This is a genomic window from Enterobacter cloacae complex sp. P38RS, assembly GCF_014930775.1.
In the GTDB taxonomy this organism is placed as follows: domain Bacteria; phylum Pseudomonadota; class Gammaproteobacteria; order Enterobacterales; family Enterobacteriaceae; genus Enterobacter; species Enterobacter bugandensis.
Genome location: NZ_JADBRS010000009.1, coordinates 113,862 through 128,184, shown reverse-complemented (window position 1 = coordinate 128,184; position 14,323 = coordinate 113,862). Strand labels below are relative to the sequence as shown.

Genomic DNA, 14,323 nt, shown 5'->3' with positions numbered 1-14,323 from the left:
CGTTATTTCCCCATCCGTTCGCGGCTTAGCCGTGCCAGCCATTCAGAAACCAGCAGCGAAACCAGGGCTAATACGATAGAGATGATGCACAGCCGCGCTGCGGCACTCTCTCCCCCTGGCGTCTGAATCAGGGTATACATGGCCGATGGGATGGTCCGCGTCTCGCCGGGAATGTTCGACACAAAGGTGATGGTTGCACCAAACTCGCCCAGCGAGCGGGCGAACGCCAGCACCGTCCCAACAATGATGCCCGGCAGCGTAAGCGGAAGCGTGATGGTAAAAAAGACGCGCCAGCGCCCAGCACCAAGCGTGCGGGCTGCCTGTTCGAGCTTCATATCCACGCCTTCCAGCGCGAGGCGGATCGCTCTGACCATCAGCGGGAATGACATCACCGCCGCCGCCAGTACCGCACCGCGCCAGCTAAAGGCAAAGGTGATTCCGAACCAGTCGTAGAGCTTTTCGCCGATAAAACCGCGTCGCCCCATCGAAATCAGCAGCAGATAACCGACCACCACCGGCGGTAAAACCAGGGGAAGATGAAGGACGCTGTCGAGCAGCGCTTTGCCGGGGAACCGACAGCGAACCAGTAGCCAGGCAAAAAAGATCCCAAAGGGCAAACTCAGCGCAACCGCCAGGGAAGAGACTTTAAGGCTCAGCAGAACAGCCTGCCATTCAGGATCGGTCAGTATCATCAGTGAGTCGTAAATCCATAACGTTTAAAGATTGCGGACGCCTCCGGCCCCTTCAGATAATCGCGGAAGGCCGTTACGGTCGCATTTTTATGTCCATCAACAATCGCCACAGGATATTCCACTTTCTTGTGGGAGTCTTCCGGGAAGGTGCCAACCACTTTTACACCCTTGCTGGCAACGGCATCGGAACCATACACAATGCCCAGCGGAGCTTCGTTACGCTCCACCAGCGCCAGCGCGCCGCGCACATCTTCCGCCGGGGCCAGTTTTGGTGACAGGGTCTCCCACGCGCCCAGCTTTTGCAGCGCTTCTTTGGCGTAAATCCCGGCCGGAACGTGTTCCGGGTCACCCACCGCCAGACGGCCACCGTTCAGCAGGCGGGTCCAGTTTGTCTCTTTATTGATGGTGATTTCACCCTGCGCGCTGGCCTTCGGTGCAACCACAACCAGGCTATTGCCCAGCAGCGTTTCGCGGGTCGCCGCATCAATCGATTTCTTCTCCACCGCGTAGTCCATCCACTTCTGGTCAGCAGAGATAAACAGATCTGCCGGAGCGCCCGCTTCTATCTGCCGTGCCAGCGTAGAGGAAGAGGCAAAAGAGGAGACTACCTCGACGTTTTTCTCTTTTTTATACGCCGCCGCAATATCCTGCAGCGCGTTGGTCAACGACGCTGCCGCAAAGACCGTGATTTTACCTTCGTCCGCCAGCGCGTGTCCGGTAAGTGAAAGCGTCAACGTTGCCCCTGCGAAAAGGCGTACCCATGAACGTGCCATCTGTAACTCCTGTGAGTATCGTTATATACATATTAATATAACGGTATCGTCAGGGAGATCCCAGCGGTAATTCGTACCGCTCAAGGGGTAACACGGTGTGTTACGTTAAATAATATCGGCGAAAGTAAGAAAAGCTTGAGAGCAAAACGCCCGGGCAAGCCGGGCGTTTTGTGGGAAATTAATGCTGCTTTTTCGCACGGTCTCTGTGACCGATATTCGAAAAGATGTTGAACACTTCACCCAGGCCGTAGATGGCACCGAGGATGATGGCCATCACTACTGGTACCATGATCACGGCGAATACCAGACTTTTCAACAACTCTAACATGGTTTTCTCCAGATTTTGTGAATGGGCTATTCTACCCTGAAAAGTAAGAAAAACATCCCCTTTTGTGCGGTGCCCTTTGCGCCCTGCACCATTTGGGTCACAATATTCTTTTTGCCAGGACACTGTTATGCAGGCCGAAATTCTTCTTACTCTCCGACTTCAGCAAAAGCTTTTCGCCGATCCCCGACGTATTGCCCTGCTTAAACAGATAGAACAAACCGGCTCAATTAGCCAGGGCGCTAAGAACGCCGGGATCAGCTATAAAAGCGCCTGGGATGCCATCAATGACATGAACACCCTGAGCGAGCATCCGCTGGTGGACAGAGCCACAGGGGGCAAAGGCGGTGGAGGTGCTGTTGTCACACGCTACGGCCTGCGCCTGATTCAGCTCTACGATCTCCTGGGCCAGATTCAGCAAAAAGCGTTCGATGTATTGAGTGACGACGACAACGTTCCGCTGGACAGCTTGCTGGCAGCCATTTCCCGCTTCTCGTTGCAGACCAGCGCCCGCAACCAGTGGTTTGGTACGGTGACGGCGCGCGATAATCTCCAGGTACAGCAGCATGTTGAGATCTTGCTTGCCGATGGTGTCACCCGTCTGAAAGCGGCGATAACGGCCCAGAGCGCAGAGCGGCTTGACCTGGATGAAGGTAAAGAGGTGCTGGTGTTGCTGAAAGCACCTTGGGTCAATATCACACGCGACCCGGACAAGGCAAAGGCGGCTGATAACCAGCTGCGGGGCACCATCAGCCATATCGAACGCGGCAAGGAGCAGTGCGAAGTGCTGATGCCCCTGGCAGACGGACAAGCGCTTTGCGCCACGGTCCCGCTCAGCGAGGCGAACGATTTAGAAGAAGGTGCTGTCGTCACCGCATATTTCAACGCGGACCGGGTGATTATCGCCACATTGTGCTGAGCGCATTGACAATTGTGACGACAGTGCGTATCCCTGATATCTATTGCTGCAAAAAATGGGATACATCATGTCATCATTGCATATTTCGCAAGGTACGTTTCGTCTTAGCGATACCCGAACGCTGACGATTGCCGATCTGACAATACGCGCGGGTGAAAGCTGGGCGTTTGTCGGCACTAACGGCAGCGGTAAATCCGCGCTGGCCCGCGCGCTGGCCGGAGAGCTTACCCTTCTCAAAGGCGAATGCCGGAGCGATTTCACGCGCCTGACGCGCCTGTCCTTTGAACAGCTGCAGAAGCTGGTCAGCGACGAGTGGCAGCGCAACAATACCGATTTACTCAGTCCTGGCGAAGAAGATACCGGCCGCACGGCGGCGGAAATTATTCAGGATGAGGTGAAAGATCCCGCCCGCTGTCAGCATCTGGCGGAACAGTTTGGCATTTCCGCGCTGCTGAACCGGCGCTTTAAGTACCTCTCTACCGGCGAGACGCGGAAAACGTTGCTGTGCCAGGCGCTCATGAGCCAGCCGGAGCTGCTGATTCTGGATGAGCCCTTTGACGGGCTGGATGTCCACTCCCGCGCCCAGCTGGCTGCCCTGCTGGGCTCTCTGAATCAGGAAGGCTATACGATCGTACTGGTGCTTAACCGCTTTGATGAAATTCCTGACTTCGTGCAGAACGCGGGCGTGCTGGCAGACTGTAACCTGATCGAAACCGGAGAAAAATCCGCGCTGCTCCGACAGGCGCTGATTGCCCAGCTTGCGCACAGCGAAAAGCTGGCGGGCATTGCGCTGCCTGATCCCGACGCGCCGGCAGCACGCCACGGTCTCGATCCCCGGCAGCCGCTTATCGTCCTGCGCGATGGCGTAGTCTCCTATGACGAACGACCGATCCTGAATCACCTCAGTTGGACGGTTAATCCTGGCGAACACTGGCAGATTGTCGGTCCCAACGGCGCGGGGAAATCCACGCTACTGAGCTTGATAACCGGCGATCACCCGCAGGGCTACAGTAACGATCTGACGCTGTTTGGCCGCCGTCGCGGCAGCGGCGAAACCATCTGGGATATCAAAAAGCACATTGGCTACGTTAGCAGCAGCCTGCATCTGGATTACCGGGTCAGTACCACGGTACGCAACGTGATCCTTTCCGGCTATTTTGATTCCATCGGCATTTATCAGGCGGTGTCAGATAAACAGCACAAGCTGGCCCAGCGGTGGCTGGATATTCTGGGGATGGATAACCGGGTGGCTGACGCGCCGTTTCATAGCCTTTCATGGGGGCAGCAGCGCCTGGCACTGATCGTTCGCGCGCTGGTAAAACACCCTACGCTCCTGATCCTCGACGAGCCGCTGCAGGGGCTGGATCCGCTTAACCGACAGCTGGTCCGCCGCTTTGTGGACGTGCTGATTAGCGAAGGTGAAACGCAGCTGCTGTTCGTTTCACACCATGCCGAAGATGCCCCCTCCTGCATCACCCACCGCCTCGAGTTTGTCGCGGACGGCGAGGGTTATCGCTACCTTCTCAGCAACGTAGATTAACCGCGGAGGGCACCGCCCTCCTCTTTTCAGATAACTTGCATCAATACATCGCTATCTCTTTGATCTAGAATGCTCTACGTCATCGAAAAAGTGAGTGTGAAAACGAGTGTAAACGATTCCACTATTTTATCCCATGTCACACTTTTCGCGTCTCTGTTATGCTATGGTTATTACATACCATAGGCCCAATGGAGCGAATTATGCGAGTTCTGGTAACAGGTGGTAGCGGTTACATCGGAAGTCATACCTGTGTGCAGCTGCTGCAAAATGGTCACGATGTGATCATCCTCGACAACCTGTGCAATAGTAAGCGCAGCGTGCTGCCGGTGATTGAACGTCTTGGCGGTAAACAGCCGACTTTCGTGGAAGGCGACATCCGCAACGAAGCGCTGATGACCGAGATCCTTCACGACCACGCCATCGAAGCGGTGATCCACTTCGCGGGTCTGAAAGCGGTCGGTGAATCCGTTGCGAAACCGCTTGAGTATTACGACAACAACGTCAACGGTACCCTGCGTCTGATCTCCGCCATGCGCGCGGCAAACGTCAAAAACTTTATCTTTAGCTCCTCCGCCACCGTCTATGGCGATCAGCCAAAAATTCCTTACGTTGAAAGCTTCCCGACCGGTACGCCACAAAGCCCGTACGGCAAAAGCAAGCTGATGGTAGAGCAGATCCTGACCGACCTGCAAAAAGCCCAGCCGGAGTGGAGCATCGCATTGCTGCGCTACTTCAACCCGGTCGGCGCCCATCCGTCTGGCGATATGGGTGAAGATCCGCAGGGTATCCCGAACAACCTGATGCCGTACATCGCCCAAGTGGCGGTAGGCCGTCGCGAGTCGCTGGCCATTTTTGGCAATGACTACCCGACCGAAGACGGCACCGGCGTGCGTGACTATATCCACGTGATGGATTTAGCAGACGGCCACGTTGCAGCCATGCAGCAGCTGGCTGACAAACCGGGCGTGCATATTTATAACCTCGGTGCCGGGGTCGGCAGCAGCGTGCTGGACGTGGTTAACGCCTTCAGCAAAGCCTGCGGTAAGCCGGTGAACTACCACTTCGCTCCGCGTCGTGATGGCGACCTGCCTGCTTACTGGGCCGATGCCACCAAGGCCGATAAAGAACTTAACTGGCGTGTCACCCGCACGCTTGATGAAATGGCACAGGATACCTGGCACTGGCAGTCACGCCACCCGCAGGGTTATCCGGACTAAGGATCCGTCATGACTTCGTTTAATCCCGTCGATCATCCGCATCGTCGTTTTAACCCGCTAAGCGGGCAATGGATTTTGGTCTCTCCGCATCGCGCCAAGCGTCCCTGGCAGGGGGCGCAGGAGACGCCTGCAAAACAGACCCTGCCGCAGCACGACCCGGATTGCTTCCTCTGTCCGGGCAACACGCGCGTGACCGGGGATAAAAACCCGGACTACAAAGGCACCTTCGTGTTTACCAACGATTTTGCCGCCCTGATGACCGACACCCCGGATGCCCCCGCGAGCCACGACCCGCTGATGCGCTGCGAAAGCGCGCGCGGTACCAGCCGCGTGATCTGCTTCTCGCCCGATCACAGCAAAACGCTGCCGGAGCTGAGCGTGGACGCGCTGAAAGAGGTGGTCAGCACCTGGCAGGCGCAAACCGCTGAGCTGGGGCAGAGCTATCCGTGGGTGCAGGTGTTCGAAAACAAAGGCGCGGCGATGGGCTGCTCTAACCCGCATCCGCACGGCCAGATCTGGGCGAACAGCTTCCTGCCCAACGAAGCCGAGCGTGAAGACCGTCTGCAGAAGGACTATTTCGCAGAAAACGGCTCACCCATGCTGGTGGACTACACCCAGCGCGAGCTGGCCGACGGCAGCCGTACCGTAGTGGAAACCGAACACTGGCTGGCGGTCGTGCCTTACTGGGCCGCCTGGCCGTTTGAGACGCTGCTGCTGCCGAAAGCGCACGTTCAGCGCATTACCGATCTCAGCGACGCGCAGCGCGACGATCTGGCGCTGGCGCTGAAAAAGCTGACCAGCCGTTACGACAACCTGTTCCAGTGCTCCTTCCCGTACTCCATGGGCTGGCACGGCGCGCCGTTTAACGGCGAAGAGAATCAGCACTGGCAGCTGCACGCCCATTTCTATCCGCCGCTGCTGCGCTCTGCAACGGTGCGTAAATTTATGGTGGGCTATGAAATGCTGGCGGAAACCCAGCGTGACCTGACGGCGGAACAGGCGGCAGAGCGTCTGCGTGCCGTCAGCGACGTCCACTATCGCGAATCAGGAGTCTAAAAATGAGTCTGAAAGATAAAACACAATCCCTGTTTGCTGAGAAATTTGGCTACCCTGCCACCCACGTAATTCAGGCGCCTGGTCGCGTCAACCTGATCGGTGAACACACCGACTACAACGATGGCTTCGTGCTGCCGTGCGCCATCGATTACCAGACGGTTATCAGCTGTGCGAAGCGCGACGACCGTAAAGTCCGCGTCATTGCGGCGGATTACGGTAATGAGACGGACGACTTTTCCCTTGATGCCCCGATTGTGACGCACGACAGCCAGCAGTGGTCTAACTACGTGCGCGGCGTGGTGAAGCATCTGCAGAAGCGCAATAAGAACTTCGGCGGCGCCGATTTAGTCATCAGCGGCAACGTGCCGCAGGGCGCGGGCTTAAGCTCGTCGGCCTCGCTCGAAGTGGCCGTGGGAACCGTCTTCCAGCAGCTGTATCATCTGCCGCTGGACGGGGCGCAAATTGCCCTGAACGGTCAGGAAGCGGAAAACCAGTTCGTGGGCTGCAACTGCGGCATCATGGACCAGCTGATCTCCGCGCTGGGCAAAAAAGAGCATGCTTTACTGATCGACTGCCGCTCGCTTGGTACCAAAGCCGTTCCCCTGCCAAAAAGCGCGGCCGTCGTGATTATCAACAGTAACTTTAAACGCACGCTGGTGGGCAGCGAGTACAACACCCGCCGCGAACAGTGCGAAACCGGCGCGCGCTTCTTCCAGCAGCCTGCCCTGCGCGACGTGACGCTCGATGAATTTAACAAAGTGGCGCACGAGCTGGATCCTGTCGTCGCCAGACGCGTTCGTCACGTGCTGACCGAAAATGCCCGTACCGTTGAAGCCGCCTCCGCGCTGGCGAAAGGTGACCTGAAGCGCATGGGTGAGCTGATGGCGGAATCTCACGCCTCCATGCGCGATGATTTTGAAATCACCGTGCCGCAGATCGACACCCTGGTGGACATCGTCAAAGCGGTTATTGGCGATAAAGGCGGCGTGCGCATGACGGGCGGCGGCTTTGGCGGCTGCATCGTCGCGCTGGTGCCGGAAGAGCTGGTCCCTGCCGTCCAGGACGCCGTGGCGAAGCAGTACGAAGCGCAAACGGGCATCAAAGAAACGTTCTATGTATGTAAAGCATCACAAGGAGCCGGACAGTGCTAAACGAAACACCTACCCTCGCACCGGATGGTCTGCCGTATCGCCTGTTAACCCTGCGCAACAGCGCGGGGATGGTGGTTACGCTGATGGACTGGGGTGCGACCCTGCTTTCTGCCCGCGTACCGATGCCGGACGGCAGCGTGCGCGAAACCCTGCTGGGCTGCGCCTCACCCGAGCAGTACGTTCATCAGTCTGCCTATCTGGGCGCGTCCGTCGGGCGCTATGCCAACCGCATCGCGAAGAGCCGTTTTGAGCTCGACGGCGTGCAGTACTCCCTGCTGCCAAGCCAGGGCGAGAACCAGCTTCACGGCGGTCCGGACGGGTTTGATAAACGCCGCTGGAAAATTGTTCGTCAAAACGACGGCGAAGTGCTGTTCTCGCTGGATTCCCTTGATGGCGATCAGGGCTTCCCGGGGAACCTTACCGCGTCCGCGCGCTTTACGCTGACGGACGACAACCGTATCGCTATTGAATACCGTGCGACGGTCGACAAGCCGTGTCCGGTTAACCTGACTAACCATGCCTACTTCAATCTCGACGGCAACCAGTGCGACGTGCGTAACCACAAGCTGCAGATCCTGGCGGACGCGTATCTGCCGGTTGACGAGATGGGCATTCCGTATCAGGGCCTGAAAGAGGTGAGCGGGACCAGCTTTGATTTCCGCAGCGCGAAAGTTATCGCCCAGGATTTCCTGAGCGATGACGATCAGCGCAAGGTGAAAGGCTACGATCACGCGTTCCTGCTGCACGCCAAAGGTGATGTGAAGCAGCCTGCCGCACAGGTCTGGTCCAGCGATGAGAAACTGCAGATGACGGTGTATACCACCGCCCCAGCCCTGCAATTCTACTCGGGCAACTACCTCGGCGGCACGACGGCGCGCGAACACAATGAGTACAGCGACTGGCAAGGACTTGCGCTTGAGAGCGAGTTCCTGCCGGACAGCCCCAATCATCCTGAATGGCCGCAGCCGGACTGCGTGCTGCGCCCCGGTGAAGAGTACATTAGCGTGACGGAATACCATTTTATTCCGAAATGATTTCCAGCCCTCCCATCGGAGGGCTTTTTTCTGCGCGTCTTGCTGAAAATAGCGCCGATCGCTGACAAAATCCTAACCCTGGATTCACAAGCATCTTACACTCAGAGACTATTTTCGCTATGGTTAGGGTTAAGCGTTGCTGCTGGCACGGCCACAGCAATATAATGAGAATTGTTATCATTCTAAAAATGCTTGAGGAGTAAGAGATGGCTATTACTAAGCTGGTCCTGGTGCGTCACGGCGAAAGCCAGTGGAACAACGAAAACCGCTTTACCGGTTGGTACGACGTTGATCTGTCCGAGAAAGGCGTAAGCGAAGCAAAAGCAGCAGGTAAACTGCTGAAGGAAGAAGGCTTCAGCTTTGATTTTGCTTACACCTCTGTGCTGAAACGTGCCATCCACACCCTGTGGAACGTGCTGGACGAACTGGATCAGGCCTGGCTGCCGGTTGAGAAATCCTGGAAACTGAACGAGCGTCACTACGGTGCGCTGCAGGGTCTGAACAAAGCGGAAACCGCTGAGAAATACGGCGACGAGCAGGTTAAACAGTGGCGTCGCGGCTTCGCGGTCACCCCACCAGAGCTGACCAAAGATGACGAGCGCTATCCGGGCCACGACCCGCGCTACGCGAAACTGACCGATGCTGAGCTGCCAACTACCGAGAGCCTGGCGCTGACCATCGACCGCGTTGTGCCTTACTGGAACGAAACCATTCTGCCACGCCTGAAAAGCGGTGAGCGCGTGATCATCGCTGCTCACGGTAACTCCCTGCGCGCGCTGGTGAAATACCTGGACAACATGGGCGAAGACGAGATCCTCGAACTGAACATCCCAACTGGCGTACCGCTGGTATATGAGTTCGACGAAAACTTTAAGCCAATCAAACATTACTACCTGGGTAACGCGGACGAGATCGCAGCGAAAGCAGCGGCTGTCGCGAACCAGGGTAAAGCGAAGTAATTTTCGCCAGACGTAAAAAAAGCGCGGAGCCTTCCGCGCTTTTTTATTTGTGCATGAGGACTCAGCCGCGGCGCGCTTTTACCGCATTCGCCAGCTGACGCAGGATGGCATCGGTATCGTCCCAGCCAATGCAGGCATCGGTGACGCTTTTGCCATACACCAGCGGCTCGCTGCCTTCCAGGTTCTGGTTACCTTCTACCAGATGGCTTTCGATCATCACCCCAATTACCGCCTTCTCACCGTTAGCGATCTGCTGACAGACGTCTGCCCCCACTTCCATCTGCTTTTTGAACTGCTTGCTGGAGTTGGCGTGGCTGAAGTCGATCATCACCTGCGGTGGCAGCCCGGCTTTTTCCAGCCCGGCCTTCACCTCTGCCACGTGATTTGCACTGTAGTTTGGCTCTTTACCGCCGCGCAGAATGATATGGCAATCACCGTTACCGCTGGTGTTGACGATGGCGGAGTGACCCCATTTGGTCACGGACAGGAAGCAGTGCGGCGCACCCGCGGCGTTGATGGCATCGATAGCCACTTTGATGGTGCCATCAGTACCGTTTTTGAAGCCCACCGGACATGAGAGACCGGAAGCCAGCTCGCGGTGAACCTGAGATTCAGTGGTACGGGCACCAATGGCGCCCCAGCTCATCAGGTCTGCCAGGTATTGTGGCGTAATCATATCCAGGAACTCGCCGGCAGCAGGCAGGCCGCTGTCGTTGATCTCCAGCAGCAGCTTGCGCGCAATGCGCAGGCCGTCGTTGATCTGGAAGCTGTTATCCATGTGCGGATCGTTAATCAGCCCTTTCCAGCCCACGGTCGTGCGCGGTTTTTCAAAATAGACGCGCATGACGATTTCCAGCTCATCCTTTAACTCTTCACGCAGGGTGAGCAGACGCGCCGCATACTCTTTCGCAGCGGCAGGATCGTGAATGGAGCACGGGCCAATCACCACCAGAAGACGATCGTCATTACCTTTCAGGATCTTGTGGATCGCTTTACGAGCATGAGAAACCGTATTTGCGGCATTTTCAGTGGCGGGGAATTTCTCAAGGAGTGCTACAGGAGGTAATAACTCATTGATCTCTTTGATGCGTAAATCGTCGTTCTGATAATTCATCTTCTTTCCAGCTCTGCCATATCTTTAGTAATGAAAGCAATCCTTTCAATCTATCTTGTCGACCAGGAAGTGTAAACACGGTTTTACACTTCACGCAGATAATTCCTGGAATTTGCCTAAAAATCGCCACAAAATAGCGAAAAATGAGATCTAACCTAAGCTTTTTAACTGTAACAACCATTTTTAAACGCTTAAACGCGATTCCCTACTGACGTAAGTCCGTAAGGCGGAATCTTTCGCCTCTAAAAAGATGCACTGTTGGAGAATGTTATCCAGCGTAACGACAAGAACAGGAGCACCATCATGAAAATGACAAAACTGACTACCCTCTTCCTGACTGCCACACTCACCCTTGCCAGCGGCAGCGTCCTGGCCGCAGAAACGGGGGCTTCAGACAGCAACGGTGATGCCAATGCGGCAGCAGCGGCAGGCCAGGTTGCGCCTGATGCGAAACAGAATATCGCCCCGAATAATGTCGATAACAGCCAGATCAATACCGGCAATACCAACACCGGCGGCACTATGCTGCATCCGAACGGTAGTGCTTCCGACACCATGAATCATGACAACATGAGCTCGGATGAGGTTCATAAGAACTCGATGTGCAAGGACGGCAAATGTCCCGATCCGAACGACAAAGTGGGTAACGACGCCAATACCAAAACTGATGGCACAACCCAGTAATTCTTGATGCTTCAAATGCGAAAGGAGAGCCCAGGCTCTCCTTTCTTTTTGGAGTAACGTGTTAAAAACGCTACACTAAAATAATAACGAATCAGGAAAGCAGACATGGCGCACACCCACTCACCCCCATCTTCTCCCGGCAACGACAATGCAAAACGACTTATGCTGGCCTTTGGCGTTACGGCCACGTTTATGGTTATCGAGGTCATTGGCGGCCTGGTTTCCGGCTCGCTGGCGCTGCTGGCTGATGCCGGACATATGCTGACCGATGCCGCAGCGCTGCTTTTCGCCCTGCTGGCGGTGCAGTTTGCTCGCCGCCCGCCCAACGCGCGTCATACCTTCGGCTGGCTGAGGCTGACCACCCTTGCCGCGTTTGTTAACGCCATCGCGCTGGTGGTTATTACTGTTCTAATCGTCTGGGAGGCCGTACAGCGTTTCAGGCACCCGCAGCCCATCGCCGGGACGACAATGATGGTGATTGCCGTGGCGGGGTTGCTGGCAAATATTCTGGCGTTCTGGATTTTGCATCGCGGCAGCGGGGAAAAGAACCTCAACGTTCGCGCTGCGGCTCTGCATGTGCTGGGGGATTTGCTCGGCTCAGTCGGGGCGATTGTCGCCGCGCTGGTGATCCTCTATACCGGCTGGACGCCTGTCGACCCCATTCTCTCCGTGCTGGTATCGTGTCTGGTCTTGCGCAGCGCCTGGCGGCTACTGAAGGAGAGCGTCAATGAACTGCTGGAAGGAGCGCCGGCATCAGTGGACATTGACGAGCTGAAACGAAACCTGCGCCGTACTGTCCCGGAAGTGCGTAACGTTCATCACGTGCACGTCTGGCTGGTAGGCGAGAAGCCTGTCATGACGCTGCACGTCCAGGTCATCCCGCCCCACGACCACGACGCGCTGCTTGAACGCATCCAGCACTTTCTTGAACATCACTATGAGATAGGTCACGCCACCATCCAGATGGAGTATCAGCCCTGTAGCGGGCCGGACTGCCACCTTAACGAGGCGCAGCCCGACCATTCACATCATCACCACTAGCTTGAAAGCGCGTGTGAGCCACGCTCACGCGCGCTCTTGATCCACATCCGGCTGCCGTTCAGGGCAATGAAGGTCAGCAGCAGATACTCCAGCGACATGGCATAGACGCCCTGAAGGGCAAAAATCACCACGCTGATGACGTTGATGATGACCCACAGCAGCCAGTTCTCAACGTATTTACGGGTCATCAGGACCATCGCCGCGATCGACAGCACCATCATGCAGGAATCCCAGAACGGGAAGGCATCCGGCTGAAGCTCCGGCATCGTCACGTTGAGGCCAATCGCGGACATGACCGAAACGGCAACGCGGGTCAGGAACGCAAACACCGGGTTGATGTAGACGGTCATCAAACCAATGGCGAAGATGCAGGCGACAAACCAGGCGATGGCTTTCGGTAAGGGCAGCCAGCGGATCTGCAGTTCAGCCTCCTGCTGGCTGTTCTGCCGGGACCAGGCGTACCAGCCGTAAATATTGGCGGCGAAGAAAAACAGCTGTAAAAGCAGGCTGGCGTACAGCTGGATCTGGAAGAAGATAATCGCAAACAGCGTGACGTTAATCAGCCCGAACGCGTAGTTGCTGATCTTCTCCAGGCTTGCCAGCCAGATACACAGCAACCCCGCCAGCGTGCCTACGGCTTCAATCCATGACAGGTCATAGCCACCTGCACCAATCGGTATATGAACCAGAATGTTTTGCGTGCTAAAAAAATCCATCTTTTCCCCAGGGCGTTTTTGAATTAAGTACGTAGTGTAGCCGCAAAATCCAGCATGCGGTTAAGCGGAATTAACGCACCTTCACGCAGAGCGGCGTCCACATGAATTTCATGCGCTGCACCGCCTGTCTCGAGCCCTTCGGCAATGGCCTTCAGGCCGTTCATCGCCATCCACGGGCAATGCGCGCAGCTGCGGCACGTCGCGCCCTCACCTGCCGTTGGGGCTTCCAGCAGCTCTTTCTCCGGTACGGCCTGCTGCATCTTATAGAAGATACCGCGATCGGTCGCGACGATGAGCTGCTTGTGCGGCAGCATCCTGGCCGCGTTGATAAGCTGGCTGGTTGAGCCAACCGCATCGGCCATATCAACAATCGACTGCGGTGATTCAGGGTGCACAAGAATGGCCGCGTCAGGATAAAGCGCCTTCATACGGGACAGCGCCTGGGTCTTGAATTCGTCGTGCACAATGCAGGCGCCCTGCCAGCAGAGAACGTCAGCGCCGGTCTGCTTCTGAACGTAATTGCCAAGATGGCGGTCCGGGGCCCAGATAATTTTCTCACCCAGGCTGTCCAGATGCTCAATCAGCTCAACGGCGATGCTCGACGTGACCACCCAGTCTGCGCGCGCTTTTACCGCCGCAGAGGTGTTGGCGTAAACAACCACGGTCCGGTCAGGATGGGCGTCGCAGAAGGCGGTGAATTCGTCAATCGGGCAGCCGAGATCGAGCGAACACTCCGCATTGAGCGTCGGCATCAGAATGGTTTTTTCCGGACTGAGGATCTTTGCCGTTTCGCCCATAAAGCGCACGCCTGCAACCAGCAGCGTGGAAGCGGGATGTTTTGCACCGAAGCGGGCCATCTCCAGTGAATCAGAAATACAGCCCCCGGTCTCTTCCGCCAGCTGCTGGATTTCCGGATCGGTGTAGTAATGGGCCACCATCACCGCATCGCGCTCTTTGAGAAGCCGTTTGATCTTCTCGCGGTAGAATTGTTTTTCATCCTGGCTTAATGGCACAGGCTTTGGCGGAAACGGATAGATTGCGGCTTCAGGATCGAACATCACGCTCATTATGGCTTCTCGTTTTACTGGCTTAACAATATTGC

The 14,323-nt window shown here is 56.4% G+C and carries 15 protein-coding genes; 9 read left to right on the top strand and 6 right to left on the bottom strand.

What is annotated here, in order from left to right:
* Positions 1-2: 2 nt before the first annotated feature.
* From modB to IM303_RS13825, 3 genes are all read right to left on the bottom strand, one after another.
* Positions 3-692, bottom strand: coding sequence for a molybdate ABC transporter permease subunit (gene modB, locus IM303_RS13835; RefSeq protein WP_041910749.1), 690 nt, complete (start codon positions 690-692; stop codon positions 3-5).
* Positions 692-1,465, bottom strand: a complete 774-nt coding sequence (modA, locus tag IM303_RS13830; protein ID WP_041910750.1) for a molybdate ABC transporter substrate-binding protein — start codon at positions 1,463-1,465, stop codon at positions 692-694. Before modA ends, modB begins: the two co-directional genes overlap by 1 nt.
* A 178-nt stretch (positions 1,466-1,643) precedes the next feature.
* Positions 1,644-1,793 (bottom strand): AcrZ family multidrug efflux pump-associated protein, encoded by a 150-nt coding sequence (locus tag IM303_RS13825; RefSeq protein ID WP_041910751.1) that lies wholly within the window; start codon positions 1,791-1,793, stop codon positions 1,644-1,646.
* A gap of 127 nt (positions 1,794-1,920) precedes the next feature.
* On the opposite strand from IM303_RS13825, the gene modE reads away from it, so the two are divergent.
* The 7 genes from modE to gpmA all read left to right on the top strand — a co-directional run bounded on the left by modE (position 1,921) and on the right by gpmA (position 9,666).
* The gene (modE, locus tag IM303_RS13820) at positions 1,921-2,709 is read left to right on the top strand and encodes a molybdenum-dependent transcriptional regulator (RefSeq protein ID WP_047367754.1); all 789 of its coding nucleotides are present in this window, start codon (positions 1,921-1,923) and stop codon (positions 2,707-2,709) included.
* A gap of 67 nt (positions 2,710-2,776) precedes the next feature.
* A complete protein-coding gene (modF, locus tag IM303_RS13815) occupies positions 2,777-4,249 on the top strand; it encodes a molybdate ABC transporter ATP-binding protein ModF (RefSeq protein WP_049001170.1) in 1,473 nt (490 codons plus the stop codon).
* Positions 4,250-4,449: 200 nt separating this feature from the next.
* Complete coding sequence (gene galE, locus IM303_RS13810; protein ID WP_041910754.1) at positions 4,450-5,466, top strand: UDP-glucose 4-epimerase GalE; 1,017 nt, start codon at positions 4,450-4,452, stop codon at positions 5,464-5,466.
* 9 nt (positions 5,467-5,475) lie between these two features.
* Positions 5,476-6,522 carry a galactose-1-phosphate uridylyltransferase gene (gene galT / locus IM303_RS13805; RefSeq protein ID WP_048957134.1) on the top strand — a complete coding sequence of 349 codons (1,047 nt, stop codon included), beginning with the start codon at positions 5,476-5,478 and terminating at the stop codon, positions 6,520-6,522.
* Between the two features lie 2 nt (positions 6,523-6,524).
* Positions 6,525-7,673, top strand: a complete 1,149-nt coding sequence (gene galK, locus IM303_RS13800) for a galactokinase (RefSeq protein WP_049001172.1) — start codon at positions 6,525-6,527, stop codon at positions 7,671-7,673.
* On the top strand, positions 7,667-8,707 hold the full coding sequence (gene galM / locus IM303_RS13795) for a galactose-1-epimerase (RefSeq protein ID WP_049001174.1): 1,041 nt from the start codon (positions 7,667-7,669) through the stop codon (positions 8,705-8,707). Before galK ends, galM begins: the two co-directional genes overlap by 7 nt.
* Before the next feature lie 206 nt (positions 8,708-8,913).
* Entirely contained in the window at positions 8,914-9,666 is a 753-nt protein-coding gene (gpmA, locus tag IM303_RS13790; RefSeq protein ID WP_008501111.1) for a 2,3-diphosphoglycerate-dependent phosphoglycerate mutase, read from the top strand.
* Positions 9,667-9,727: 61 nt separating this feature from the next.
* On the opposite strand, the gene aroG is transcribed toward gpmA, so the two are convergent.
* Positions 9,728-10,780: a 3-deoxy-7-phosphoheptulonate synthase AroG gene (gene aroG / locus IM303_RS13785; protein WP_049001177.1), complete on the bottom strand. Its 1,053-nt coding sequence runs from the start codon at positions 10,778-10,780 to the stop codon at positions 9,728-9,730.
* 303 nt (positions 10,781-11,083) lie between these two features.
* Between aroG and IM303_RS13780 the strand changes: the two genes are divergently transcribed.
* Positions 11,084-11,464 carry a protein YbgS gene (locus IM303_RS13780; RefSeq protein ID WP_045259933.1) on the top strand — a complete coding sequence of 127 codons (381 nt, stop codon included), beginning with the start codon at positions 11,084-11,086 and terminating at the stop codon, positions 11,462-11,464.
* Between the two features lie 105 nt (positions 11,465-11,569).
* On the top strand, positions 11,570-12,505 hold the full coding sequence (gene zitB / locus IM303_RS13775) for a CDF family zinc transporter ZitB (protein ID WP_049001179.1): 936 nt from the start codon (positions 11,570-11,572) through the stop codon (positions 12,503-12,505).
* On the opposite strand, the gene pnuC is transcribed toward zitB, so the two are convergent.
* Positions 12,502-13,221 (bottom strand): nicotinamide riboside transporter PnuC, encoded by a 720-nt coding sequence (gene pnuC / locus IM303_RS13770; protein WP_049001180.1) that lies wholly within the window; start codon positions 13,219-13,221, stop codon positions 12,502-12,504. The two genes, zitB and pnuC, sit on opposite strands and share 4 nt — an antisense overlap.
* A 23-nt stretch (positions 13,222-13,244) precedes the next feature.
* The gene (nadA, locus tag IM303_RS13765) at positions 13,245-14,288 is read right to left on the bottom strand and encodes a quinolinate synthase NadA (RefSeq protein WP_049001182.1); all 1,044 of its coding nucleotides are present in this window, start codon (positions 14,286-14,288) and stop codon (positions 13,245-13,247) included.
* Positions 14,289-14,323 lie beyond the last annotated feature (35 nt).

Coding starts and splice junctions, on each gene's coding strand:
- modB (WP_041910749.1), bottom strand. CDS start 692: ATGATACTGACCGATCCTGAATGGCAGGCTGTTCTGCTGAGCCTTAAA.
- galE (WP_041910754.1), top strand. CDS start 4,450: ATGCGAGTTCTGGTAACAGGTGGTAGCGGTTACATCGGAAGTCATACC.
- pnuC (WP_049001180.1), bottom strand. CDS start 13,221: ATGGATTTTTTTAGCACGCAAAACATTCTGGTTCATATACCGATTGGT.
- nadA (WP_049001182.1), bottom strand. CDS start 14,288: ATGAGCGTGATGTTCGATCCTGAAGCCGCAATCTATCCGTTTCCGCCA.
- zitB (WP_049001179.1), top strand. CDS start 11,570: ATGGCGCACACCCACTCACCCCCATCTTCTCCCGGCAACGACAATGCA.
- IM303_RS13780 (WP_045259933.1), top strand. CDS start 11,084: ATGAAAATGACAAAACTGACTACCCTCTTCCTGACTGCCACACTCACC.
- IM303_RS13825 (WP_041910751.1), bottom strand. CDS start 1,793: ATGTTAGAGTTGTTGAAAAGTCTGGTATTCGCCGTGATCATGGTACCA.
- galT (WP_048957134.1), top strand. CDS start 5,476: ATGACTTCGTTTAATCCCGTCGATCATCCGCATCGTCGTTTTAACCCG.
- modF (WP_049001170.1), top strand. CDS start 2,777: ATGTCATCATTGCATATTTCGCAAGGTACGTTTCGTCTTAGCGATACC.
- gpmA (WP_008501111.1), top strand. CDS start 8,914: ATGGCTATTACTAAGCTGGTCCTGGTGCGTCACGGCGAAAGCCAGTGG.
- modA (WP_041910750.1), bottom strand. CDS start 1,465: ATGGCACGTTCATGGGTACGCCTTTTCGCAGGGGCAACGTTGACGCTT.
- modE (WP_047367754.1), top strand. CDS start 1,921: ATGCAGGCCGAAATTCTTCTTACTCTCCGACTTCAGCAAAAGCTTTTC.
- aroG (WP_049001177.1), bottom strand. CDS start 10,780: ATGAATTATCAGAACGACGATTTACGCATCAAAGAGATCAATGAGTTA.
- galK (WP_049001172.1), top strand. CDS start 6,525: ATGAGTCTGAAAGATAAAACACAATCCCTGTTTGCTGAGAAATTTGGC.